Genomic DNA, 25410 nt, shown 5'->3' with positions numbered 1-25410 from the left:
ACGATGAGGCGACCACCTTCGACCCCGCCCGTGCTCCCGGGGTTCAGCTTCGTGCGTCCGCTCGGCGCCGGAGGCTTCTCCGACGTCTTCCTCTACGAGCAGCAATTGCCGAGGCGCCAGGTGGCCGTGAAAGTGCTGCTCACCGACGGGGTCTCGCCCGCTGATCGCGCGGCGTTCGCAGCCGAGGCGAACCTCATGGCTCAGCTCTCGACGCATCCGTTCATCGTCACGATCCATCACGCCGACATCGCGGACGGCGATCGGCCCTACTTCGTCATGGAGTACTGCTCAGGGCCGAGCCTCGGCGAGCGGTACAAGCGAGAGCGCTTCGCGGTCGACGACGCGTTGCGCACCGGGGTGCGGCTGTCCAGCGCCATTGCGACTGCGCATGCGGCCGGCATCCTCCACCGCGACATCAAGCCGGCGAACGTGCTCACCAACGACTACGGCTGGCCGGCGCTCACCGACTTCGGCATCTCGTCGACGCTCGACGGTCAACTGCCACTGCACACCGCAGCGGCTCACAGCGGAGACAGCGCCGGCGGAGACAGCACCGCTGGAGACAGCACCGATGGAAGCGGCCGAAGCGGCACCGGTTCGCAGGCCATCGGCCTGAGCGTTCCCTGGTCGCCGCCCGAGCTCTTCGACGACGACCCGCAGCCCGATGTGCGATCGGATGTCTTCTCACTGGCCGCGACGATCCATACCCTGCTGGCCGGTCGCACGCCGTTCGAGGTCCCCGGCGGGCCGAACGGGACGCTCGATCTCATCGGCCGCATCGAGCGGGGCGCCATCACTCCGATCGGTCGCGACGACGTACCGCGATCGCTGCTCGCGGTGCTGCAGAAGGGAATGGCGCAACAGCGCGCGGACCGCTACCGCACCGCCGCCGAGTTCGCGCGGGCGTTGCAGCGCGTCGAGCTCGAGCTCGGCTACTCGGCCACAGCGTTCGACGTTCCCGCATCCGCCATCCCAAAGGGTTCTCGCCCTGAGCACCCGGCGGGTGACGGCGGGCCGGATGCTGACGAGACCCGCGTCAAGCAGATCGTCACTGTGCAACCGCAGCAGCCGCAGCCGCAGCCGCGGCCGCAGCCCGGGCCCTCGCCGCAGGCGCCAGCCGTTCCCGCGGAGCGCGCCGCGCCGCAATCGAGCGTGCTTGATGATCGCACCGTCGTGCGCGGCGCCTCGCCTCCAGGCAGCAGCTCTGCGCCCTCGATCCCGCCGGCAGCGCCCGGTGACTGGGCGACCTCAGGCGAAGCCGACCACACTGTGCTGCGCCCCCCAGCCACCCCCGGCGACACCTCCAGCTCCAAACACCCCGGCCCCGAACACCGAGCCGACCCAACCGCCGAGCCCGGCGACGACCGCGTCGGGACACAGGCCGAAGCGGGCCACGCGTCAGCGTCGAAGTCACCACGTCGCCCGCTGATCGTCGCCCTCGCTGCCGCCGCCGTCGTGCTGCTCGGCGGGGGAGTTGCGACCGCGGTCGTGCTCGCCGGCGGCGATGTTCGCGAGTCGTCGCCCGCCCCGACGCGCGCAGTCGAACCGGATGACGCCATCGTGGTCACCTCGCCCCCGACCCCCGACTTCGTCTCAGCCACTCCGAGCGCGGACGGCAGCAGCGTGACCTTCGTGTGGCAGCATCCGTCCGCTCAGGAGGGAGATCGCTTCAGCTGGGCGTACGCGTCACAGCCGGCGAAGCAGACTCGCGTCGACGACCCGCAACTCGTCGTTCCGCTCGACGGCGGTCGCGTGTGCGTACAGGTGTCGGTGCTTCGCGCCGGCAAGCTCTCGGCCGATCCTCTTGAGATGTGCTTCCCGTCATGAGCCCGATCCAGGAGCCGTCTCCCGCGAACCCCGCGGCGTCGGCGCTCGCGCTCGAGTTCTGCGGCGAGCGTCATCAACTCGATCCCGGAGCGGAGTTCACGATCGGCCGCGAGGGCGACCTCGTGATCGACGAGAACCCGTACCTGCATCGCCGGTTCCTCGCCATCGGGTACGAGTTCGGCATGTGGTGGATCGCGAATGTGGGCAGCCTTCTCTCAGCCACCGTCACCGACGGCACCGGTCAGGTGCAGGCGTGGCTCGCGCCCGGTGCGCGCCTGCCGATCGTGTTCGAGACCATGCACGTCATGTTCAGCGCCGGATCCACGACGTACGACTTCACGCTGCACAGTGACGGCGACCACTTCAACACCTCAGCGATCACGCTGAACAGCGCCGGCAGCACGACCATGATGCCGGTCACGCTCACAACGTCGCAGCGGATGCTGGTCGTCGCCCTGGCCGAGCACGTGCTGCGTCAGGGGGTGCCCGGCCGCGGCGAGATCCCGAGCTCCGCCGACGCCGCCGCTCGGCTCGGCTGGTCGATGACGACGTTCAACCGCAAGCTCGACAACGTCTGCGAGAAGCTCGACAAGATCGGCGTGCACGGGCTGCGGGGCGGGCGGGGCAGGCTCGCCACCAACCGCCGGGCTCGACTCGTCGAGTACGCGGTGGCCAGCCGACTTGTCGGCCCGGACGATCTCGAACTGCTCGACGCCTCTGAGACGGCGCCACCGGCATCCCCCGCTCTGGGGTAGACGAGACTGTGTTAGTTTCGATCGGTCGGAGTAGCGATGCCCTCCCTCACGGGCGGGCCGGGGGTGGGGTTCACGCAGCGTGTCGGCGGACGATCTGAAGCGGATGCGGCGAAAGTCCATCGCTTCGGCCACCGTTCTGGCCCTCGGATCCTCGCTGCTCGTCGGCGCTGCAGTGCTTCACGACGGCTTCCCGGTGACCGACGTCGACCTCGACCAGCGCACGGTGTGGGTGACCAACGGTGAAGACCTGCTCGCCGGCAGGCTCAACCGGCAGATCGAGGAACTCGACGCCTCGGTCCACGCCATGTCCGCGGCCCTCGACATCGTGCAGCACGGTGAGCACGTGTTCCTCGTCGACGACGACCTGGGCACCGTCGAACGCATCGACCCCGCCTTCACCGACCTCGCGCAGCAGGCCCAATTGCCGGCCGGAGCCGAAGTGCGCTTGGGCGGAACGACCATGGCGATCCTCGAGCCCCGCGCCGGTTCGCTCTGGGTCACGGATGTCGCGAACGAGCTGAGCTTCGACCCCATCACGATGGAGCCGACTGCCGAACTGGGCAGCAACGCCGAGGTCACCGTCACCCGCGATGGAGCGGTCTACGCGACCTCGCCGGGTGAGGGGCTCCTCTATCGCTTCGACGGCGCCGACAGCGAGCCGACGGAACGCTCGCTCGACGTGCCTCTGAACCACCAGCTCACCGCCGTTGGGGATCGGGCGGTGGTGCTCGACCTCGACGGCGACACGGTGCTGACCGGAGACGGACGTTCGACCGAGTTGCCGGTGCCCGGCATCCATCTCCAGCTGCCGGGAGACGAGGCCGCATCGGTGCTCGTCGCTGCGGCGGATGGACTGTTGCGGGTGCCGCTTGACGGCGGCGAGGTGCAGCACGCAGTGCTGGAAGGCGCGGCATCCGCCCGCGCAGAGGGAGTCGCGGCACCCGTGTGGCTGAACGGGTGCGCTCACGGCGCATGGGCCGACTCGCAGCGCTATCAGCGCTGGTGCGACGATGCCGACGCGGTCAGCCAGGAGATCGACACGCCGGCGCAGGGCTCCGAGTTCCGGTTCCGCGTGAACCGTGACGTGGTCGCCCTCAACGACCTCAGCACCGGCAATGTCTGGCTCATCGACGCGAACATGCGCCTCGTCGACAACTGGGAAGAGGTCACTCCGCCCGAGCAGACGGAGAGCGATGAGGGCGGCGACAAGTCGACGACGCAATCGTTCGAAGACACGCTCGCGGAGCGCACCGAGCAGAACCGACCGCCCATCGCGGTCGATGACGACTACGGCATCCGTCCCGGCCGCACGACGATCCTGCCGGTGCTCGACAATGACACCGACCCCGACGGTGACGTGCTCACCATCACCGGCATCGGCGAGGTGCCCGGGAGCTTCGGGGTGATCGATGCGATCGACGGCGCGCGGGCTCTGCAGTTCACACCAGCTCCGGATGCCGTGGGAGGCGCCTCGTTCCGGTACACGGTCGACGACGGCCGCGGAGGCACGGCGCAGGCTCAAGTCTCGATGCGCATCGTCCCCGGCGAGCTCAACGCGGCGCCCGTCGCCAAGCGCGTGACGGCGCTGAAGGTCGAGCCCGGCCAGTCGATCAGCCACAACGTGCTCGCCGACTGGGTCGATCCAGACGGCGACGACATCTATCTGGCCTCGGCATCGCCCACGAGCGCCGACATCGTGCGCCACACCGCCGACGGCTTCGTCACGTTCGAGAGCCGCAGCACCGAGCTCGGCATGAAGACAGTGCAGTTCGTCGTGTCGGATGGCGCGCTCACCTCCGTAGGCACCCTCGAGGTCGAGGTGGTGGAGCCCGGGTCGCTCAACCCCATCGCGACGCCCGACTTCGCGACCGCGTTCGTCGGCGAGACGGTCGTCGTCGAGCCGGTGGCCAACGACCTCACGCCGTCGGGTCAGCCGCTGCGGCTCCTCGGCATCGACGAGCTTCCCGACGCGCTCGAGACCGAACTGAACCTCGAGCGCGGCACGATCGCGGTGCGCGCTTCCACACCGGGAGCGCACTACTTCAAGTACTCGCTCGGAGCGGGCGCGAAGACCACGGTGGGGCTGATCCGGGTTGAGGCGATCGACGCCCCCGCGGATGACGCGGCGCCCGTGCCGGTGAAAGACACCGCGTTCCTGCGCCCTGGCGAGCCGACAACGGTGAGCGTGCTGGCGAATGATGTGTCGCCGAGCGGGCGGGTGCTCGCGGTGCAATCGGTCGACACCGGCAGCACGGATGCCGCGCTCTCGGTCGAACTGCTGCGGAACACTGTCATCCGGGTCACCGCGTCAGCCGCGCTCACCGCGCAGACCCAGTTCACCTACACCGTCTCAGACGGCATCCACACCGCGGTGGCCGGAGTGACCGTGGTGCCGGTGCCGCCGCTGGTGAACCGGCAGCCGCCGGTCGCCGCCGACGATCGCTACAGCGTGCGCGCTGGCGACATCGTCACGGCCGCAGTGCTCGACAACGATTTTCACCCCGACAACGCGGCTATCAGCCTCGAGCGAGAACTGATCGAGACGGAGAACGACGGCGGAGGCCTTGCATTCGTCAGCGACGACGCGGTTCGCTACCAGGCGCCGGAAGAGCCGGGCGAGTACAGCGTGGTGTATCGCATCGCCGACCAGTTCGGCGAGACGGCCACCGCGCGCGTGCACTTCGTCGTCACCCCACGAGATCTCGAGTCGAACCAGCCGCCGCAGCCGGCTCCTCAGACCGGGCGAGTCTTCGCCGGCAACACCGTGCGGATCGAGGTGCCGCTTCACGGCATCGACCCCGACGGCGACTCCGTCATGGTCGTGGGCATGCGCGACGCCCCATCGCTCGGTCGTATCGTGGAGACCACGAGTACCTCGTTCGTCTACGAGGCGTTCGCCACCTCGGCGGGCACCGACACCTTCAGCTACGAGGTCCAGGACATCTGGGGTGCGCGGGCCATCGGCACCATCGATGTGGGCGTCATCCCGCCGCCCGCGCAAGCGGATCCGCCGAACGCGGTCGACGACAGCATCCAGATGAAACCCGGCAGAACGGCTTCAGTGCCCGTGCTGCTCAACGACTCGGACCCAGCGGGACACGCGCTGAAGGTCAGTGGCGTGCCCGAGGTCGACGAGGGCATCACCGCTGAGACCGACGGCGTGCGGGTGATCGTCGAGGTTTCCGAGGTCGAGGCCGCGTACACCGTGCGCTATGAGATCAGCAACGGCCACGGGGGCGTCGACACCGCGTTCCTTCAGATCGAGGTGACCGAGGATGCCGCCCCGCTCTACCCGAGCGCGAGCGATCACGTCATCGAGGTCGACGAGGTCGTCGATGCCGACTATGTCGACGTCGACGTGCTGGCGACCGCCGAGAACGCCGGCGGGCGCATCGAAGACCTGAACGTCGAAGCAGTCGGGCCGAACCGCGGGAACGCCGAGGTGCTCGACAACGGTCAGGTGCGGGTGCGGCCCGGTGACACGCGCATCGCGATTGCGTACACGCTGACCAACGAGATCGATGGGCTCTCGGCATCCGCCTTCATCATCGTCCCTCCTGCAGTGAGTGCGAACTGGTCGCCGCCGCCGTACCTGCGCCCCGACCTGCCCGAGCAGATCGTGCGCATGAACGGCGAGGGCACCTGGCGGCTCGACGACATCCTCGTCGTGCCCTCCGGGCGTCCAGCCGTCATCACCGACGTTGCCACGGTGCGCAGCACGAACGGCAACGGCACCTCGAATCACGTCGACCGCACGACCCTGCGCTTCGAACCAGCCACCGACTACCGTGGTGGCGCCTCCATCGTGTTCGAGGTGACCGACGGCGCCGACGCGAACGACCTCAATGGCAACAAGGCCTGGATCACGCTGCCGATCACGGTGGGTGATCCCGATTTCGAAGACGTGCCGCCGACCTTCACGCCGCAGCACGTCACGATCGAGGCGGGGGAGGACCCGCTCGAGATCGACCTTCGCGCCTCCAGCTCGCACCCCAACCCCGGCATTCTCGCGCAGCTCGAGTACCGCGACCTCGTGGGCGGCACGGATCAGATCTCGGCCCAGCAGAACGGCTCGACGGTGCGCCTCAGTTCGCCGCTCGGCACGCAGAAGGGCGCGTCGACGACGCTCCGGTTCAACGTCACGTACGGCGAGTTCAGCGTTCCCGGCACGGTGGAGGTGCGCGTCGTCGCATCGACGCGGCCGTTGGCGCGAGCCACCGCCGATGAGGCGAAGGGGCAGCGCGGCGTCGTTCAGACCGTCGATGTGCTCGCCAACGACTTCAACCCGTTCGCCGCGCAGGGCGAGCCGCTTCGCATCATCGATGCCTGGATCGAGAACGACGCCGAGTCTCAGGCCAGCGTCAGCCGCACGAGCTCGGACGTCACGGTTCGCCCCGGCTCAGCGTTCATCGGCGTGGTGAGCGTGATCTACGTGATCGAGGACGGCACCCGCGACCCCGACCGACAGGTGCAGGGGCGCCTTCAGCTGACGGTGCGCGACGTTCCCGACCAGCCGAGTGCGCCGACGGTCGCCCCGGGTGATCAGAAGGCATTCGTGACGTTCAGCGCGCCCGCGACGAACGGCGAGCCGATCATCGACTACACGATCCGCTGGACCGGTGGCGGTGGCGGGCAGATGGTGGTCGGCGAGGCGGGGCCCGAGTACACGATCCAGGGTCTCACCAACGGCGTGGACTACAGATTCACGGTGACCGCGCGGAACATGCTCGGGTCGGGCGCGCCATCCTCACAGAGCGCCGCGGTGCGCCCGTTCGGCAAGCCGACGGTCCCGCAACCCACCGGCATGACCGCGAGCACCTCGGGCGATGGCCGGGTGACCATGAGCTGGAGCGCTTCGAGCGGCAACGGGCGCGATGTTCAGAACTATCAGTGGCAACTGTTCCAAGGCGGCAGCCAGGTCGCCTCGGGTCAGACCAACGGCACCACGCTGAGCGCCGCATCGGCGCAGACCGTCGGCCGCGCCTACACATTCCGAGTCCAGGCGATCGGCCCCGGGGGCGCGAGCGGCTGGTCGGGGCAGTCGACGGCCGCGACTCCCACCCCGGGCACACCCGGCGGAGCGAGCGCGAGCACCGGAAGCCGAGGCGACCGCACCGTGACGCTGACCTGGAACGCGGCGAACTCCAACGGAGACGCGGTGGACCGCTACGAGGTTCGAATCCGCAACACCTCGAACGGCTCGGAGAGCACCGTGAACGTGAACGGCACACGCCACACCTTCACCGGCAACTTCGACACCGGCTACAACTTCATCGTTCGCGCCGTCACGAACGGCGTCGCCGGCCCGTGGTCTGCTCGCTCCAACACCGCGACGCCGCTCGACACTCTTCCGCCGCCGAGCGCCAGCGCCACGATCTTCAAGGGCGCGATCTCGCCCAGTTCGTGCAGCGGGTGCCGGTACGTGGGCGTCGACTATTCGAACTGGACGCCAGGCGACTACTGGGTGACGACCTTCCTCGACGGCGCATCCGGCCTTTCCGAGTGCCGCTACAGCATGGGCGCGAACGGCGCACTCGCCATCCATAACAGCCTGGGCGTGCGTCGCGACAGCACCATCAGGGTGCGCTTCGTCTCGGTCGCGACCGGCACCGTGACCTGGAGTACCCCGATCTCGGGTGAGCAGTGGAACAACCTCGGAGCGCGGAACCGCTCCTCCGACTCGACGAGCGGATGCCGATGAGCCTCCGCCCCGAGATCCTTCCAGCCGCGGCATCCATCCGCCTCGCTCCTTCCCGCCCCACGAAAGGAACCACCGCATGGCAGTGACTCAGGAACAGGCCGACTGGTTCGCCGACGCCTTCGGCAAGCTCGTCGACAACGTCGACCAGGCGATCCTGGGCAAGCGTCACGTCATCGAACTCGTCGTGACGGCGCTGCTCAGCAGCGGCCACGTGCTGCTCGAGGACTTCCCCGGCACGGGCAAGACCGTGCTCGCCAAAGCACTCGCGCACACCATCGACGGCAGCAACTCGCGCATTCAGTTCACGCCCGACCTGCTGCCCTCCGACGTCACGGGCGTCACGGTGTACGACCAGGCGCAGGGTCGCTTCGAGTTCCACAAGGGCCCGATCTTCGCCTCGATCGTGCTCGCAGATGAGATCAACCGCGCGAGCCCCAAGACGCAGAGCGCGCTGCTCGAGGTGATGGAGGAGAGCGTCGTCACGATCGATGGCGTCGGGCATCCCGTCGGGAGCCCCTTCATGGTGATCGCGACGCAGAACCCGGTCGAGCAGGCGGGCACCTACTCCCTTCCGGAGGCCCAGCTCGACCGGTTCCTCATCAAGACCTCCCTCGGCTACCCCGACCACGACACCGCCGTGACACTGCTGCTCGACTCGTCCAATCGCGCACGCGCCGACAAGATCAGCCCGATCATCGCTGCGGAGTCGATCACCGCGATGGCGGCCCTCGCCAGCGACGTGCACGTCGACGGCTCGGTCGCCGGCTACCTCAACCAGATCGTGCACGGCACCCGCGAAGCCGACGATGTCGTGCTCGGCGTCAGCATGCGAGGCGCGCTCGCTCTCGCCAGGGCGACGAAGACGTGGGCGATCGCGCACGGGCGCACGTACGTCACGCCCGACGACGTGCGCGCCCTCGCGGCACCGGTGCTGGCACACCGAATGATCATCGATCCGGAGGCCGACTTCGCCGGGGTGAAGGCGGATGCCGTGATCGAGCGCATCCTCCTCGGCATCGAGCCGCCCGCGTACCGCGCCGCATGAGGAACGCGCTGGCCATCGCCCGGTACCTGACACGAGAGGGCTGGGCACGCGTCAAGCCCGCGCTCGAGGTCGTCAGTGCCGCGGGGTGGCTGGTGCTGTGCTGCGCACTCGTCGCGCTCACGCTCGCGGTCGTGTTCGGCTGGGCGGAGTTCGTCTTCATCGGCACCACGGCTGCGGCAGCGCTGCTCATGGCGGCGGCGTTCGTGTTCGGGCGCCACCGCTTCGAGGTGAGCATCGACCTGACCCCGCGGCGGGTCGTGGCGGGCGAGCGGGCGATGGGCCGGATCACTGTCGTCAACCGCGCCCAGAAACGGTCGTCGCCCACCCGCATGGAGCTGCCAGTGGGCAGCGGAGTCGCGGAGTTCATGATCCCCGGGCTCGACCCCGGGGCGGAGCACGAGGAGCTCTTCGCCGTGCCGACCCAGCGCCGCGCCGTCATCGATGCCGGGCCTGCGCTCTCGGTTCGAGGCGATCAGCTCGGACTGCTGCGGCGAACGCTGCGCTGGAGCGAGCCTGTCGAGCTCTTCGTGCATCCGCTCACGAGGCGGCTCTCGCCGAGCGCGGCCGGTCTCGTGCGCGATATCGAGGGAGAGGTCACCAAGAAGATCACCAACAGCGACATCTCGTTCCATGCGCTGCGGCCCTATGAGCCCGGCGACGATCTGCGGCACGTGCACTGGCGCACATCCGCGAGGAGCGGAACGCTCATGGTTCGGCAGTTCGAGGAGACCCGGCGCTCGCAACTCACCATCGTGCACCCGGCCGATCGTCGGTACTACCGCGATCAAGACGAGTACGAGTTGGCTGTCTCGGTGCTCGCGTCGCTCGGCTCGCAGGTGATCCGCGACGGTACGCAACTCTCGATCGTCAGCGAGGAGCGAGCACTCCGTACGCGCACCGTCACCGCCATGCTCGACGACTCCTGCCGCCTCGACCCGGTGGACTCGCGGTTCGACAGCCCTCGCGAATTCGCCCGTGCCGCGACGCTGCGTCTGCCACCACCGAGCGTGGTGCTCATCGTGACGGGATCTGGTATGCCGCTGAGCGACTTCCGCGCCATCGAGCGGCTCTTCGGCAGCGACACCCAGACGCTCGGCTTCCGGGCCGCGCTCGATGACCCCTCGCGCATCATGTCGGTGGGAGGCCTCGCCGTGGTGTCGCTCAACACGCTCGATGACCTCTCCGGTCTTGCCAGGAGGGTCCGGTGATGGCGAATCGTCGTGGCCGCGGCCGGCGTGCGGCGCCCCGGCGCGAGAGCGATACGAACCTGCGGCGTGCATTCGCGAGCTCAGGAGCCGGTGCCGTCCGGCGCCGCGTGGTGAGTGGCCGGGGCGTGCTCGACCTGGCACTCGTCGTGGTGCTCAGCGTGATCGCGATCGCGGGCTTCGGTGCCGCCTTCGACGACGCGGGCTTCCTGCTCGCCGGGGTCGGAGGTCTCATCGTCGGCGTCGGCGCGGCGGTGCTCGGCACGCGTCTCGGTCTCGGCGCGCTCGCGACGGTGATCCTCGCGATCGCGGGGTACTTCGTGCTCGGCACGGCGTTCGCGGTACCGGAAGAGGGCGTCTACGCCGTCATTCCCACCTTGTCATCGATTGCCAGCCTCGCGATCGGTGCGGTCTTCGGTTGGGCCGATCTGCTCACCCTGCGAGCCCCTGTCGAGCTGCCCGACTACGTGACCGCCGTGCCGTATGCGGCGGCGTGGCTGGTCGGGCTCATCGGCGCGCTGCTCGTCGTGCGCTGGATGGAGCACCGCCGACGCACGGTCTGGACCCACGCGCTGCTGCTCGCCGGCCCTCTCTCGCTCTATGCGCTGAGCGTGCTGTTCGGCACCGAGCAGCCCGTGCTGGCGGCCGTGCGCGGCGTCGGCTTCACCGCCATCGCGCTCGGGTGGATCGCGTGGCACCGATTCCACTCCGCCGGCGCGGACATCGCGCTCCGCAGGGGGATGCTGCGCCGCAACCTCGCCAGCGCAACAGTGCTCGTCGTCGCGGCATCCGTCCTCGGACTCGGCGGCGGCATGCTCCTCACCCCGTCGGCCGATGACCGGTTCGTGCTCCGCGACGAGATCGTGCCGCCGTCCGAGCAATTGGACTTCCCGAGCCCGCTCGCCGGATTCCGCAAGTACACGAAGGACCTCACCGACACAGTGCTGTTCTCCGTGCGGGGCCTCGAACCGGGGCAGCGGATCCGGCTCGCCACCATGGACAGCTACGACGGCGTGCTCTGGAACGTGGCGGGCGTGCATGAGGCCCGCGATGGCTCGGGCAGCTTCACGATGGTGGGCACGACGTTCCCAGAGCCGCAGTTGCTCACGCCCGGCGCCGAAGCCCGGCTCGAGGTCACCGTCGCCGAGTACGGAGACGTATGGATCCCGGGCGTCGGCTATCCGAGCCAGGTGTCGCTCGACGGCGACGACTCACGAGCACGAGAGCACGGCCTGCGCTACAACGCCGCGACGGGCAGTGCGGTGCTGATCGACGGCCTCGCCGAGGGCGATGCGTACAGGCTCACCGCCCAGACGCAGCTCGTGCCGGCGACCGAGCAGCTGCTCGAGGTGCCCACCGCGAACGTCGAGTTGCCGCCGGTCAGCACCATTCCCGACATCGTCGTGGCGAAGGCCGGCGAGTTCGCCGGTGGGGCGACAACACCGATCGAGCAGTTGCGCGCGATCGAGCAGACGATGGCCACCACCGGCTTCCTCAGCCATGGCGCTGCCTCCGACTCTGCGCCCTCCCGTGCTGGCCACGGTGCCGACCGCATGGTGGAGCTGTTCGAGCGCTCGCAGATGGTGGGCGATGAGGAGCAGTACGCGTCGGCGTTCGCACTCATGGCGAGGAGTCTCGGCTACCCGGCGAGGGTGGTCATGGGCTTCGCGCCCGAGGTGGCGGAAGGCGCGGTATCCGTCGATGTCGTCGGCGACGATGTGACGGCCTGGGCCGAGGTCGCCTTCGAAGACGTCGGATGGCTGCCGTTCATGCCGACGCCCGAGCAGACCGACGTTCCTCAGGACGAAGTACCGCAACCGCAGTCAGAGCCCCAGCCGCAGGTGCGGCAGCCGCCGCGAAGCGAGAACGAGACCAAGGACCTGCTCACACCGGTCGACATCGACGACAGCGACACCGACGACGAAGACCCCTTCGGTGGCATCCCCGGCTGGGTCATCGTGGGCGGCCTCTCGATCGTGGCGGTGCTGATCATCGTGCTGGTGCCGATGCTCATCGTGACGGCGCTGAAGTCTCGGCGCCTTCGACGCCGCCGCGGCGCGGCAGCCGCTGACGCGTCGATCGCCGGCGCCTGGGAGGAACTGCTCGATCGCTACAGCGAACTCGGCTTCGATGTGCCCACGCGCGTGACGCGCACCATGGCCGCGGCGTCGCTCGAGCAGCAGGTGGGCGAGCACGCGACGGGCCGGGTGCTCGGTATCGCCGCGCTCGCCGACGACGCCGTGTTCTCGGGGCGAGAGGTGCCCGACGCCGAGCGCGAGAGCGTGTGGAACGAGGCGCACGGCGCGGTCGAGCTCGCTCGCCTCGCGGTGTCGCGCGGTCGCCGGATCCTCAGCCGCTACCGGCTGAGCTCGGTGCGGCGATGGGCTGGCACCGTTGTCGACCGGGCACGCGTCGACGCTCGGGATCGGGGCCACGGGAATCGAGCCCACTGGGGTCGACCCGACGGAGGCGTGGACAATGGGGACCGACTCGACGGAAGGAGCACTCCGGATGCCGGATGACAAGCGCTACCTGATCTCCGTGCCGCCAGGGCTCATCCCGCAGGCCGAGCCCGACGTCAACTCCGGCACCCGCAAGCTGCCCCAGCCCCAGAAACCGTCGGGGCCACCGCCGGAGCAGGCACCGTCAACGCCGGGGGCCGGACCGCGCGGGCCCGTCATATCGCTCGGCCCCGGCTCGCCGCTTCCCTCCGCACCTCCGCGGAGCGCGCCGGTCTCCGAGCCGGCCGCGCCGATCCCCGCGGCCGGACCCGCAGCCGAGCCCGCAGCCGAACGCGCGGTCACACCGGCAGTCGAGCCGACAGCGGTCGACGAGGGGGAGCGCTCGACCCTGAGCGCGACCGAGACCGCGCCGGTGGCGGTGCGCCGCTGGGTGCTCGCCTTGGGCGATGGCACTCGGCATCCGGTCGACCCTGCAGTGGTCGTGGGCCGCAACCCCAATCCACAGGGTCTGGGGAGCGCAGCCGGTGCTGGCGCGCTCCCACTCGCGATCGTGGACCCCGAGCGCAGCGTCTCGAAGACGCACGCGCTGTTCCAGGTTCGCGACGGTGTGCTCACGGTTCTCGATCTCGACTCGACGAACGGCGTCGTCGTCAGCGCTGACGGGCGCGACCAGCCGGTGGTGCCGGGGCAGCCCGAAGTGGTGCCGGATGCCGCCGTCGTATCGCTCGGCCGATTCGAGTTGAGGGTCGTATCGGCGTGACCGGTACCCGCGGGTGGTATTCTGAGCAGATGTTCCTCGGTCGCCTTCTCCTCGGTTGCCGCGACGAGTCCTGATCTCTGGCCTCCCTCGTCGCGGGGTTCCGTGCTGGCCGATCACCGTGCCGCTTCCGGCACAGTGCCCTACAACGGCACACTGACGAAGGAAACACTCAACTGATGAATGCATCGGCACAGCGCCCTCGCACGCTCGCGGAGAAAGTCTGGGACGACCACGTCGTCGTGCGCGGCGAGAACGGCAATCCCGACCTGATCTACATCGACCTGCACCTGGTGCACGAGGTCACGAGCCCGCAGGCGTTCGACGGGCTGCGGCAGGCGGGCCGGCCGCTGCGCCGCGTCGACCTGACGATCGCGACCGAAGACCACAACACGCCGACCCTCGCCATCGACCGGCCCATCGCCGACCCGACGAGCCGCCTGCAGATCGAGACGCTCCGCCAGAACGCCGAGGAGTTCGGCGTGCGCATCCACTCGCTGGGTGACAAGGAGCAGGGCATCGTGCACGTCGTCGGCCCGCAGTTGGGCCTGACGATGCCCGGCATCACGGTGGTCTGCGGTGACAGCCACACGTCGACGCACGGCGCCTTCGGTGCCATGGCATTCGGCATCGGCACCAGTGAGGTCGAGCACGTCATGGCGACCCAAACGCTGCCGCTGAAGCCCTTCAAGACCATGGCGATCAACGTCGAGGGCCAGTTGCGGCCGGGTGTCACCGCGAAGGACATCATTCTCGCGGTGATCGCGAAGATCGGCACCGGCGGCGGCCAGGGCTACGTGCTCGAGTACCGCGGCAGCGCCATCCGTGCGCTCTCCATGGAGGGCCGGATGACGATCTGCAACATGTCGATCGAGGCCGGTGCACGAGCGGGCATGGTCGCGCCCGACGAGACGACGTTCGAGTACCTGAAGGGCCGTCCGCACGCGCCGCAGGGTGCCGATTGGGATGACGCCGTCGCCTATTGGCGCACGCTGCCCACCGACGAGGGCGCGGAGTTCGACGCCGAGGTGTTCATCGACGCCAACGAGCTCGAGCCGTTCGTCACCTGGGGCACCAACCCGGGCCAGGGCGTGTCGCTGAGCGACACCGTGCCGTCGCCGGAGTCGTTCGACGACCCCAACGAGCGCGCCGCAGCCGAGCGAGCGCTCGAGTACATGGACCTCGAGGCCGGCACGCCGTTGAAGGACGTCGCGGTCGATGCGGTCTTCATGGGGTCGTGCACCAACAGCCGCATCGAAGACCTGCGCGCGTTCGCCTCGATCATCAAGGGTCGCAAGAAGGCCGACGGAGTGCGCGTCATGGTCGTTCCCGGCTCGGCGCGCGTGCGCCTCGAGGCGGAGGCCGAGGGGCTCGACAAGATCATCACCGAGTTCGGGGCGGAGTGGCGTTTCGCCGGCTGCTCCATGTGCTTGGGCATGAACCCCGACCAGCTCGCCCCGGGCGAGCGCTGCGCCTCGACCTCGAACCGCAACTTCGAGGGGCGTCAGGGCAAGGGCGGGCGCACGCACCTGGTGTCGCCCCTGGTCGCGGCGGCGACCGCTGTGCGTGGCACCCTGTCGAGCCCGTGGGATCTCGAGCACGACACCGAACTCGCGGCTGCGCACACGGGCGCACAAACTGGCGCACAAGCGGAGGGCAGCAACTGATGGAGAAGTTCACGACCGTCACGGGCATCGGCGTGCCGCTGCGCCGCTCGAACGTCGACACCGACCAGATCATCCCGGCCGTCTACCTGAAGCGCGTCACCAAGACCGGGTTCGAGGACGCGCTCTTCGCCGGCTGGCGGCAGGACCCCGACTTCATCCTCAACCGGGAGCCCTACTCCCGCGGCACGGTGCTCATCGCCGGACCCGACTTCGGCACCGGCTCGAGCCGAGAGCACGCCGTGTGGGCGCTGCGCGACTACGGGTTCAAGGTCGTGCTGAGCCCGCGGTTCGCCGACATCTTCCGGGGCAACTCGGGCAAGCAGGGCCTGCTCACTGGCGTGATCAGCGAGGAGACCGCCGAGACGCTGTGGCAGCTGGTCGAGGCCGAGCCCACGCGCGAGGTCACCGTCGATCTGGAGCAGAAGACGGTTCGCTGCGGCGATTTCCAGGCCGGGTTCGAGATCGATGATTACACTCGCTGGAGACTGCTCGAGGGCCTCGACGACATCGCGCTCACCCTGCGCGACGAGGCCGCCATCACAGCCTTCGAAGCCCGTCGCGAGAGTTGGCGGCCCAAGACATTGCCGGTGAAATATTGAATTCGCTCCTCACAGACGCCCAGAAGGCGGGAGAACGCGTCGGTCTCAAGTCCGACAAGATCGTCATCAACGGTGGCAAACCGCTGCGTGGGCGCGTGCAGGTGCGCGGCGCCAAGAACCTCGTGACGAAGGCGATGGTCGCATCGCTGCTCGGTGACACTCCCAGCCTGCTCAAAGACGTGCCCGACATCAGCGATGTCCAGGTCGTCAAGGGGCTCCTCGAGGTGCACGGAGTGCGCGTCACCCAGCCGAACCCGGGCGAGCTGCTGCTCGACCCCAGCAATGTGCAGAGCGCGCACTTCGCCGAGATCGACGCGCACGCCGGCTCCAGCCGCATCCCGATCCTGTTCTGCGGTCCGCTGCTGCATCAGCTCGGTGAGGCGTTCATCCCAGACCTGGGCGGATGCCGCATCGGCGACCGGCCGATCGACTTCCACCTCGACGCGCTGCGCGCCTTCGGGGCGATCGTCGACAAGCAGCCGAACGGCATCCACCTCAAGGCGCCCAACGGGCTCCACGGTGCGAACATCGAGCTGCCGTACCCGAGCGTCGGGGCGACCGAGCAGGTGCTGCTGAGCGCTGTGCTCGCCGAGGGCGTCACCGAGCTCAAGAACGCGGCGATCGAGCCGGAGATCACCGATCTGATCATGGTGCTGCAGAAGATGGGCGCCATCATCTCGGTCGAGCCGAACCGCGTCATCTTCATCGAGGGTGTCGATTCGCTGCGCGGCTACGAGCACCGGGCGATCTTCGATCGCAACGAAGCCGCCTCCTGGGCCAGCGCAGCGCTCGCGACCGAGGGCGACATCTACGTCGAGGGCGCGAAGCAGGAGGAACTCATGACGTTCCTCAACATCTTCCGCAAGGTCGGCGGCGCCTTCGACGTTCACGAGGACGGCATCCGCTTCTATCACCCGGGCGGACCGCTGAAGCCGGTGGTCATCGAGACCGATGTGCATCCGGGCTTCATGACCGACTGGCAGCAGCCGCTCGTGGTCGCGCTCACCAAGGCCGAGGGCGTGTCGGTCGTGCACGAGACCGTGTACGAGAACCGGTTCGGGTTCACGGAGGCGCTCAACAAGATGGGCGCCGACATCGTCGTGCACAAGGACGGGCTGGCGAACGTCACCCGCCGAGTGCCGCGCCGGCCGCTCGAGCAGGCTGCTGTGGTCACGGGACCGACGCCGCTGCATGGCGCCGATGTGCATGTGCCCGACCTTCGAGGCGGATTCAGCCACCTCATCGCGGCGCTGACCGCGGAGGGCCGTTCGACGATCAGCAACGTCGGCATCATCAGCCGTGGGTACGAGCACTTCATCGAGAAGCTCGAGCAGTTGGGCGCCGACTTCTCGGCCGAAGGATAAAATCCTCAGGTGTCATCGCACCCCAAGCCCCGGTCCGAGCGCGGGTGGATCTGGAACCTGCTCGCAGCGCTGATCCTTCCGGTGATGGGGCTGCTGGCGCGCTTCAGCTTCATCGATGGACAAAAGCTGCCGAAGCAGGGCGCGTTCGTGCTCTCGCCCAATCACTACTCCGAGATCGACCCCATCATCATGGGCATCGCGGTGTGGAAGCTCGGCCGCGTGCCGCGCTTCATGGCCAAGGCGTCGCTCTGGAAGGTGCCGGTGCTCGGCTGGCTCCTCACCAAGTCGGGCCAGATCCCCGTGCAGCGTGCCGGCTCGACGCGCGAGAACGACCCGATGGCGGCGGCGCGCACGCTCGTCGAGAACGACCTCGCCGTGATCATCTACCCCGAAGGCAGCCTCACACGCGAGCCCGACCTGTGGCCCATGCGGGGCAAGACCGGAGCGGTGCGCATGGCGCTGCAGGCCGGCATCCCGCTGATCCCAGCTGCGCACTGGGGAACCCAGGCGATCCTTCCTCGCTATGGCAAGCGCGTGAGCATCTGGCCGCCGCGCAAGCCGGTCTCGGTGATCATCGGCGACCCAGTGGACCTCTCGAAGTACGAGGGCCGTCCGCTCGACGCTCAGGTGCTCAACGAGGCCACTGCAGACCTGATGGCTGCCATCGCTCAACTGCTCGGGCGGTTGCGCGGCGAGACTCCGCCGGCCGAGCTGTGGGACCCCAGCAAGAACAACCAATCGGAGACCGGACGATTTTGAGTGAGCGCGCACCCGCCCCCGGGCCACTGAACACCGAGGCGCTTCGCACGCTCGCGGTCGCCGGTCAACGGCGTCGGCTCGCAGTGCTCGGAGCCGGCAGCTGGGGCACCACCTTCGCGAAGGTGCTCGCCGAGGGCGGCAATGACGTGGTGCTCTGGGCGCGGCGGCCCGAGCTCGCGCGCGAGATCAGTGAGACGAAGCGCAACTCCGACTACCTGCGCGGGATCAACCTGCCCATCAGCCTCGTCGCCGACAGCTCCGTGGAGCGAGTGCTCGACGGCGCCGAGCAGGTGTACCTCTCGGTGCCCAGCCAGAGCCTGCGCGAGGTGCTCGCCCAGGTGCGCGACCTGATCCCCGCTGACGTGCCGGTCGTGAGCCTGATGAAGGGCGTCGAGAAGGGCACCGCGCTTCGGATGAGCGAGGTGATCTGCCAGGAGCTCGGACTCGACTCGGGGCGCATCGCCGTGGCATCCGGCCCGAACCTCGCGCTCGAGATCGCGAAGCGTCAGCCGACCGCCGCCGTGGTCGCGAGCGAAAGCGCTCAGACCGCAGCGGAGGTCGCGTCGGCGGCCACCAATCCCTATTTCCGCTGCTTCGTGAACAGCGACGTCATCGGCACCGAGTTCGGCGGAGTGCTCAAGAACCTCATCGCCGTCGCGATCGGGATCGTCGACGGCGTGGGCTACGGCGAGAACACCAAGGCGTCGATCATCACGCGCGGGCTCGCCGAGATGACCGAGTTCGCGGTCGCCTTCGGAGGGCGGCCCGAGACGCTGGCGGGGCTCGCTGGCCTCGGAGACCTCATCGCGACCTGCGGCTCGCCGCTCTCGCGCAACAACACGGCCGGTCGGCTGCTCGGGCAGGGATATGCGCTCGCCGATGTCGTGCGCCAGATGAACCAGGTGGCCGAAGGGCTCGCCTCAGTGGCGCCCGTGCTCGAGCTCGCGGAGGCGAAGGGCGTGACCATGCCCATCGTGTCGCAGGTGCAGCAGGTGCTGTCGGGTACGCTCGCTCCTCGCGACCTCGCACCGCACCTCACCGACACCGACGAACCACAGGGGGAATGATCCGTGGCGGAGCACATCGAGCCGACGGCTGACAGCGGCGAATCGGCCGGATCGGAACACCCCGGTTCGGAACCGACCCGTTCGCGACTGACCGTTGCGCTGCTCTTCGGCGGGCGCTCCTCCGAGCACTCGATCAGCTGCGCGACGGCGAGCGGCGTGCTCGGCGCCATTGACCGCGAGCGCTATGACGTGATCCCGGTCGGCATCACGCGCGAGGGCGCCTTCACGCTGCAGCCTGACGATCCGGCCCGATTCGCGCTCAGCAGCGACCTGCCCGAGGTCATCGACAACGGCACGCGGGTGCGGCTCCCCGACTCGGCTGCGTCATCGGAGTGGACGGTGACGGATGCCGCGGGCGCCACCACATCGCTCGGCACCGTCGACGTGGCCTTCCCCATCCTCCACGGCCCCTTCGGCGAAGACGGAACCGTGCAGGGCATGCTCGAGCTCTTCGGCATCCCGTACGTCGGCGCCGGCGTGCTGGCGTCGGCCGCGGGCATGGACAAGCACTTCACGAAGAGCCTCTTGCAGCACGCCGGCATCCCAGTGGCCGATTGGGTCACGATCACGGCGGACGAGCGCGAGTCCCGTCGACCAGGGCTCGTCGAGGAGCTGGAGCCGCTCGGCTGGCCGCTGTTCGTCAAGCCCGCGCGAGCCGGCTCTAGCGTCGGCGTCACGCGGGTCGCCGCTCCTGAGGGGCTCGACGCTGCGCTCGACGCCGCGTTCGCCGAGGATTCCCGCGTGCTGGTCGAGCGGGCCCTCGTCGGCCGCGAAGTGGAGTGCGCGGTGCTCGCCGGTCGCAACGGCGGTGCGCCGAGGGTCTCCGTCGCGGGCGAGATCGTCGTGACCGGTCGCGACTTCTACGACTTCGAGGCCAAGTACCTCGACGCGCCAGGCATCGAGCTGGTGTGCCCGGCGGTGCTGTCCGACGCCGAGCTGGCAGAGATGCGCCGGGTCGCCGCCGCCGCGTTCGACGCGATCGGGGGAGCGGGCCTTGCGCGCGTCGACTTCTTCCTCACTGACGACGGCTTCGTCGTCAACGAGGTGAACACCATGCCGGGCTTCACCCCCATCTCGATGTTCCCCAAGTGCTGGATCGCCTCGGGGGTCTCGTACCCGGAGCTGATCGACGAACTGATCACGCTCGGCCTCGAGACCGCGCGGTAGCCCAGCCCGCACGACGCCGGCCTTCGGCGTCCGGCTCGCGCTCGCCGCTCGGCATCCGGCCGCTGGGAGTGGGGCCCGTCGGCATCAACCGTTTGGCATCCGCCTCCCCGCCTGTCTGCGCCACCTGCAGACATCTGCGCCACGTCTCCCTGGCGCGCTTGTCCGTGAGTGGCGCAGACGCGGATGCGGGCTAAGGCCTACTGTTCGTTCAGCACGTCGACGCGCGAGAGACAGCTGCGCTCCTGCGGCACGGTCGACACCGAGTTCGCGAGGTCCTCGAGCACCGCGCGGCCCGAGACGGTCGCGCCGTTGATAGCGACGGTGATTGCAGGGTCGCGGCCGTAGGTCGTGAAGTAGGTGAGGGGCTCCTCGGTGGCGTCGCGCAGCCAGTCGATGCCTCGCACCTCCACGCAGTCCATCTCCGACGGCGCGGGCACGGGAACGCCGCAGCTCAGGAAGACGGATGCCGGGTCGCCCCATGCCGCGGTCGCCTGCGCGTTCGTCTCCCGCTGCTCGAGGTCGCCCGCGAACTCCGGCAGCCGCACGATCACACCCGCGCATGCCGGGTTGTTCGAATCGGCGGCGGGCTCCATCACGACAGTGGCGGCGCACCCGGTCAGCAGCACGGTCGCTGCGACCACGGATGCCGCAGCAGCAGCCCGGGTGAGCGAGCGCCACGGCGCGGGGGTCATGGCGGCTCGGGCTCGCGGCATCCGGGACTGCGAACGGAGGTGCAGTGCAGTCATCGCTGCCAGGCTACCGTGGTGCGGGTGAGTGAATCTGAGACCCTCGGAGCGATCGGCGAGGTCGCCACGCTGTCACGCGTCCTCCCTCGGCTGACGCCCGCTGCCGCGGCGGAACTGGGTCCGGGCGACGATTGCGCCGTCGTGGCAGCTCCGGACGGCCGCTTCGTCGTGACGAGCGACATGATGGTGCACGGGCCCGACTTCCGGCTCGCCTGGTCGACCCCGTTCGACCTCGGGTGGAAGGCCGCCGCCACCAACCTCTCGGACGTCGCGGCGATGGGCGCCACACCCACAGCGCTTACCGTGTCGATCGCCGCGCCTCGCGGGCTCGAAGTCTCGGTGCTCGAGGGCATCGCTGACGGGCTCGCCGCAGCCTGCGACGCACTCGCCCCCGGCTGCGGCGTCGTCGGCGGCGACCTCTCGGTCAGCGAGGTATTGACGATCGCGGTGACCGCGCTCGGCGACCTCGGCGGGCTCTCGCCGGTGCTGCGATCAGGAGCGCGCGTGGGCGATGTCGTCGCGGTCTCGGGTGTGCTCGGCGAAGCGGGACGAGGGCTTGCGGTGCTCTTCGCAGAGGGCGTCGATGCCTACGGAGTGCCCGACGCGGATGCCGCGGCCTCCGCGCGGGAACGGCATCCCGAGCTCGTCGCGGCACAGCTGCGCCCCGAGCCGCCGATCGCAGACGGCCGGCTCGCGGCACTCGCGGGTGCTCACGCGATGATCGACCTCAGCGATGGGCTCGCGATCGACGCGCGCCGCGTCGCGGCGGCGAGCGGCATCGCGATCGACCTCGACTCGGTGGCGCTGGGAGACGACCCGTTGCTCGCGCTCGAGGGCGGGGAGGCCCACAGCCTGCTCGCGACGTTCCCTGCCAGCACAGCGCTGCCGGGTGGTTTCAGAGCCATCGGCCGGGTGGTCGCCGGCGCCGGTCTGCTGCTCGACGGTGCACCATGGCAGCGACCCTCGGGCTGGGATCCGTACCGGGGTTGGGACGGAGCGCGAGGATGATCGATCGCGACGGCAAGAGCGACGGCAAGAGCGACGGCAAGAGCGACGGCACGAGCAGAGAATCGAAGGTGATCGCATGAGCGGCAAGGACCTCTTCCACGCGATCGGCGACGCGCGCCGCCGTGCGCTGCTCGAGCTGCTGGGCGAGCGGCCCCGAACCGTGGGCGAACTCGCCGCGGAGCTCGGCATCGCGCAGCCCTCGGTGAGTCAGCACATCACCCTGCTGCGCGAGCTCGACCTCGTGTCGACGAGCCGCAGAGGCACCGCCACCGTCGTCGAACTCACCGCCGCACCGCTGCGAGATGTTGCCGCGTGGTGCCTCGACCTCGCCGACCGGCACTCCTGAGCGCCTCCCGCATCCACGAGGCCGCAACCCGGAACCCGACAGGCAGCAGCGCGGTCAGTCTCCGGATGCCGGCGTGAGCCAGTACAGCGCGGTGTCGCCGTAGTCCTTGCGGCGCTCGAGTTCGAGGCCCTCGGGGAGCATCGGCTGCGGGGCCTTGGACGATCGCTCGAGCACCACGATCGAGTCTTTGCCGAGCCGGGGGACCAGCGCTTCGAGCAAGTGCTCGAGTTCGAGGTTTCCGAGGTCGTAGGGCGGGTCGATGAGCACCACATCGAACTGCTCGGCCGCGCCGGCGACGAAGGTGCGTGCGGGGGATCCGCTCACGGTGATGCGGGGCGCGCGGCCTCGGGGCGCGGCATCCGCCACCACTGCCGCATTCCGCCGGCAGATCGCGGCCGCCGCACGGGCGCGTTCGACCAGCGTGATGCTCACTGCGCCCCTCGAGGCGGCCTCGAGTCCGAGCGCGCCCGATCCGGCGAAGAGGTCGAGCACGTTCGCGCCCTGCAACGCGCCGCGCGCATCGAGCGCGCTGAAGATCGCCTCGCGCACCCGATCGCTGGTCGGTCTCGTGCCGGCCGGGGGAACCGCCAGCGTGAGTGAGCCGGCGAAGCCCGCGATGATGCGCGTCATGCGTTCGAGGGTAGTGCCGCGGCCGCGCCGTCCCTGCACTGTCAGCGCTCGCAGGTAGCGTTGCAGCGTGCCTTCTCCGCTCGACGCCAAGCTCTCGAACACGCTCGGCGGTCGCACCGCGGGCGCGTTCGAGCGCGCGCTGGGCCTTCGCACGGTGGGCGACCTGCTGCACCACTTCCCGCGGCGGTACGCCCGGCGGGGCGAGCTCACCGCGCTCGACGAGCTCGAGGTGGGCGCGAGCGTCACGATCGTCGCCGAGGTGCTGCGCACGAGCGAGCGCCGCATGCAGCAGCGACGCGGGTCGATCCTCGAGGTCGCCATCAGTGATGGCCGCGGCATTCTGACGCTCACCTTCTTCAACCAGGCCTGGCGCAAGAACGAGCTGGTGCCCGGTGCGCGCGGCATCTTCGCCGGCAAGGTGGGGGAGTATCGGGGCACGCGCCAGCTGGCGCACCCCGACTACGAGCTCTTCGAACGCGACCCCGACGGCGGCGTCGGGGCGAGCTCCCCAGCAGGGGCGGATGCCGCCTCGCCAGACGCGGCGCGCTGGGCGATGCAACCGATTCCCATCTACCCGGCCACGTCCACTGTCGCCTCCTGGCAGTTGCAGCGCGCGATCGGCGTGGTGCTCGACACGCTGCCACCGCTCGACGATCCGGTGCCTGCAACCATTCGCCGTCGGGAGCAGCTGATGGACTACGCGAAGGCTCTCGACGCTGTGCACCGTCCCGAGCGCGACGAAGACCATCGGCGAGCGCGCGACGCGCTGCGCTATCAGGAGGCGTTCGTGCTGCAGACGGCACTGCTGCGCGAGCGGGCGAAGCGGCGCGAGCACGCTGCTGCGGTGCGCACGCCGGGTCGGCGCTCGGCCGAGTTCCACGCGCACCTGCCGTTCGAGCTCACCGACGACCAGCAGCGGGTCGGCGCCGAGATCGAGGCAGACCTCGCTTCAGGCGTACCGATGAACCGTCTCGTGCAGGGCGAGGTGGGCTCGGGCAAGACGCTCGTCGCGCTCCGAGCGATGCTCGCGGTCGCCGATTCCGGCGGCCAGGCCGCGCTGCTCGCACCGACAGAGGTGCTCGCCGCCCAGCATCTGCGCTCGATCGTCGCCTCGCTCGGCCCCGACCTCGCGGCGGCGCTGCGACCCACGCTCCTCACCGGTGGGCTCAGCACCGCTGAGCGGCGCAAGGCACTGCTCGCAGCGGCAGCCGGTTCATCGAGCATCATCGTCGGCACGCACGCGCTGCTCAGCGACAATGTGACCTTCGCCGATCTCGGACTGGTCGTCGTCGACGAGCAGCACCGGTTCGGCGTGGATCAGCGTGAGGCGCTGCGGCTCAAAGGATCACAAGCGCCCCATGTGCTGGTCCTGACCGCCACTCCCATCCCGCGAACCGTTGCGATGACGGTCTTCGGCGATCTCGACGTGTCGACCATCACGCAGCTCCCCGCAGGGCGCACACCGATCACGTCGCATGTCGTGCCGCTCGCCGAGCGACCCGGCTGGCTCACGCGAGCATGGGAGCGCATCGGTGAGGAGCTCGACCAGGGGCGCCAGGCGTTCGTCGTCTGCCCGGCGATCGAGCCGGGTGCCCTCGACGATACGGGTGACGAGGTCGTCGACGATGACCGCGCGGAGGTCAGCGAAGGAGACAGCGCCCAGACCGAGGCCGCTGTGGCGCGCATCGCCAACGTGCTCGAGGTCACGCAGTTGCTGCGCGAAGGGCCAGCGCTGCACGGCCGCCGCATCGAAGCCCTGCACGGGCGGCTCTCCAGCGATGACAAAGACCGCATCATGCGAGAGTTCGCCCGTGGCGCGATCGATGTGCTCGTGGCCACGACGGTCGTCGAAGTGGGCGTCGACGTGCCGAACGCGTCGACCATGGTCATCCTCGACGCCGACCGCTTCGGGGTGTCGCAACTTCACCAGCTTCGGGGGAGAGTGGGTCGAGGCGGGGTCCCCGGCCTCTGCCTCTTCGTGACGCGCGCGCCCCTCGGCACTGTCGCCAGGGAGCGGGTGGATGCGGTGGCCTCGACGCTCGACGGGTTCGAGCTCGCGCAGATCGACCTCGAACTCCGTCGCGAGGGCGACGTGCTCGGCAGCGAGCAATCCGGAGGACGCTCGAGTCTGAAGCTGCTGCGTGTGGCGCACGACGGCGAGCTGATCGGCGAGGCGCGCGCCGCGGCCGAGAGCGTGCTGGCCGACGATCCCGAACTCGACGCGCACCCCGCGCTGCGTGGAGCCCTCCGGCGGCGCCTCGACGAGACCGCACAGACGTTCCTCGCAAAGAACTGAGCCGCCACG

General features: G+C 69.4%; 18 protein-coding genes. 16 read left to right on the top strand and 2 right to left on the bottom strand.

What is annotated here, in order from left to right; all coding sequences use genetic code 11:
- The first annotated feature begins 3 nt into the window (after positions 1 to 3).
- The 13 genes from ABV606_RS02000 to ABV606_RS01940 all read left to right on the top strand — a co-directional run bounded on the left by ABV606_RS02000 (position 4) and on the right by ABV606_RS01940 (position 20375).
- Positions 4 to 1827: a serine/threonine-protein kinase gene (locus ABV606_RS02000; protein ID WP_353988143.1), complete on the top strand. Its 1824-nt coding sequence runs from the start codon at positions 4 to 6 to the stop codon at positions 1825 to 1827.
- Positions 1824 to 2582 carry a hypothetical protein gene (locus ABV606_RS01995; protein WP_353988142.1) on the top strand — a complete coding sequence of 253 codons (759 nt, stop codon included), beginning with the start codon at positions 1824 to 1826 and terminating at the stop codon, positions 2580 to 2582. Before ABV606_RS02000 ends, ABV606_RS01995 begins: the two co-directional genes overlap by 4 nt.
- Positions 2583 to 2685: 103 nt before the next feature.
- Positions 2686 to 8283: an Ig-like domain-containing protein gene (locus ABV606_RS01990; protein WP_353988141.1), complete on the top strand. Its 5598-nt coding sequence runs from the start codon at positions 2686 to 2688 to the stop codon at positions 8281 to 8283.
- 76 nt (positions 8284 to 8359) lie between these two features.
- Positions 8360 to 9328: an AAA family ATPase gene (locus ABV606_RS01985; RefSeq protein ID WP_281487442.1), complete on the top strand. Its 969-nt coding sequence runs from the start codon at positions 8360 to 8362 to the stop codon at positions 9326 to 9328.
- Entirely contained in the window at positions 9325 to 10536 is a 1212-nt protein-coding gene (locus ABV606_RS01980; protein ID WP_353988140.1) for a DUF58 domain-containing protein, read from the top strand. Before ABV606_RS01985 ends, ABV606_RS01980 begins: the two co-directional genes overlap by 4 nt.
- Positions 10536 to 13055 carry a transglutaminaseTgpA domain-containing protein gene (locus ABV606_RS01975; protein ID WP_353988139.1) on the top strand — a complete coding sequence of 840 codons (2520 nt, stop codon included), beginning with the start codon at positions 10536 to 10538 and terminating at the stop codon, positions 13053 to 13055. The genes ABV606_RS01980 and ABV606_RS01975 overlap by 1 nt, the downstream gene beginning before the upstream one ends.
- On the top strand, positions 13045 to 13755 hold the full coding sequence (locus tag ABV606_RS01970; protein ID WP_353988138.1) for an FHA domain-containing protein: 711 nt from the start codon (positions 13045 to 13047) through the stop codon (positions 13753 to 13755). Before ABV606_RS01975 ends, ABV606_RS01970 begins: the two co-directional genes overlap by 11 nt.
- A gap of 176 nt (positions 13756 to 13931) precedes the next feature.
- Positions 13932 to 15419, top strand: a complete 1488-nt coding sequence (leuC, locus tag ABV606_RS01965) for a 3-isopropylmalate dehydratase large subunit (protein ID WP_353988137.1) — start codon at positions 13932 to 13934, stop codon at positions 15417 to 15419.
- Positions 15419 to 16018: a 3-isopropylmalate dehydratase small subunit gene (gene leuD, locus ABV606_RS01960; RefSeq protein ID WP_281487447.1), complete on the top strand. Its 600-nt coding sequence runs from the start codon at positions 15419 to 15421 to the stop codon at positions 16016 to 16018. Before leuC ends, leuD begins: the two co-directional genes overlap by 1 nt.
- On the top strand, positions 16015 to 17382 hold the full coding sequence (gene murA / locus ABV606_RS01955) for a UDP-N-acetylglucosamine 1-carboxyvinyltransferase (protein WP_281487448.1): 1368 nt from the start codon (positions 16015 to 16017) through the stop codon (positions 17380 to 17382). Before leuD ends, murA begins: the two co-directional genes overlap by 4 nt.
- Positions 17383 to 17391: 9 nt before the next feature.
- A complete protein-coding gene (locus ABV606_RS01950; RefSeq protein ID WP_353988136.1) occupies positions 17392 to 18141 on the top strand; it encodes a lysophospholipid acyltransferase family protein in 750 nt (249 codons plus the stop codon).
- 83 nt (positions 18142 to 18224) lie between these two features.
- Positions 18225 to 19208: an NAD(P)H-dependent glycerol-3-phosphate dehydrogenase gene (locus ABV606_RS01945; protein ID WP_353988758.1), complete on the top strand. Its 984-nt coding sequence runs from the start codon at positions 18225 to 18227 to the stop codon at positions 19206 to 19208.
- 87 nt (positions 19209 to 19295) lie between these two features.
- The gene (locus ABV606_RS01940; RefSeq protein ID WP_353988757.1) at positions 19296 to 20375 is read left to right on the top strand and encodes a D-alanine--D-alanine ligase family protein; all 1080 of its coding nucleotides are present in this window, start codon (positions 19296 to 19298) and stop codon (positions 20373 to 20375) included.
- Between the two features lie 197 nt (positions 20376 to 20572).
- Here ABV606_RS01940 and ABV606_RS01935 read toward each other — a convergent pair whose 3' ends face one another.
- Complete coding sequence (locus ABV606_RS01935; RefSeq protein ID WP_353988135.1) at positions 20573 to 21121, bottom strand: DUF3515 family protein; 549 nt, start codon at positions 21119 to 21121, stop codon at positions 20573 to 20575.
- 15 nt (positions 21122 to 21136) lie between these two features.
- Between ABV606_RS01935 and thiL the strand changes: the two genes are divergently transcribed.
- Positions 21137 to 22129 carry a thiamine-phosphate kinase gene (gene thiL / locus ABV606_RS01930; protein WP_435415254.1) on the top strand — a complete coding sequence of 331 codons (993 nt, stop codon included), beginning with the start codon at positions 21137 to 21139 and terminating at the stop codon, positions 22127 to 22129.
- A gap of 76 nt (positions 22130 to 22205) precedes the next feature.
- Positions 22206 to 22475: an ArsR/SmtB family transcription factor gene (locus ABV606_RS01925; protein ID WP_353988133.1), complete on the top strand. Its 270-nt coding sequence runs from the start codon at positions 22206 to 22208 to the stop codon at positions 22473 to 22475.
- Positions 22476 to 22529: 54 nt separating this feature from the next.
- On the opposite strand, the gene rsmD is transcribed toward ABV606_RS01925, so the two are convergent.
- Positions 22530 to 23105 (bottom strand): 16S rRNA (guanine(966)-N(2))-methyltransferase RsmD, encoded by a 576-nt coding sequence (gene rsmD, locus ABV606_RS01920; protein ID WP_353988132.1) that lies wholly within the window; start codon positions 23103 to 23105, stop codon positions 22530 to 22532.
- Positions 23106 to 23172: 67 nt separating this feature from the next.
- Here rsmD and ABV606_RS01915 point away from each other — a divergent pair, with 67 nt between their 5' ends.
- Entirely contained in the window at positions 23173 to 25401 is a 2229-nt protein-coding gene (locus ABV606_RS01915; RefSeq protein ID WP_353988131.1) for an ATP-dependent DNA helicase RecG, read from the top strand.
- Positions 25402 to 25410 lie beyond the last annotated feature (9 nt).

Source organism: Ruicaihuangia caeni (assembly GCF_040536845.1).
GTDB lineage: Bacteria > Actinomycetota > Actinomycetes > Actinomycetales > Microbacteriaceae > Ruicaihuangia > Ruicaihuangia caeni.
Note: the sequence above shows the minus strand (reverse complement) of the source record. Positions and strands in the feature narration are given on the sequence as shown.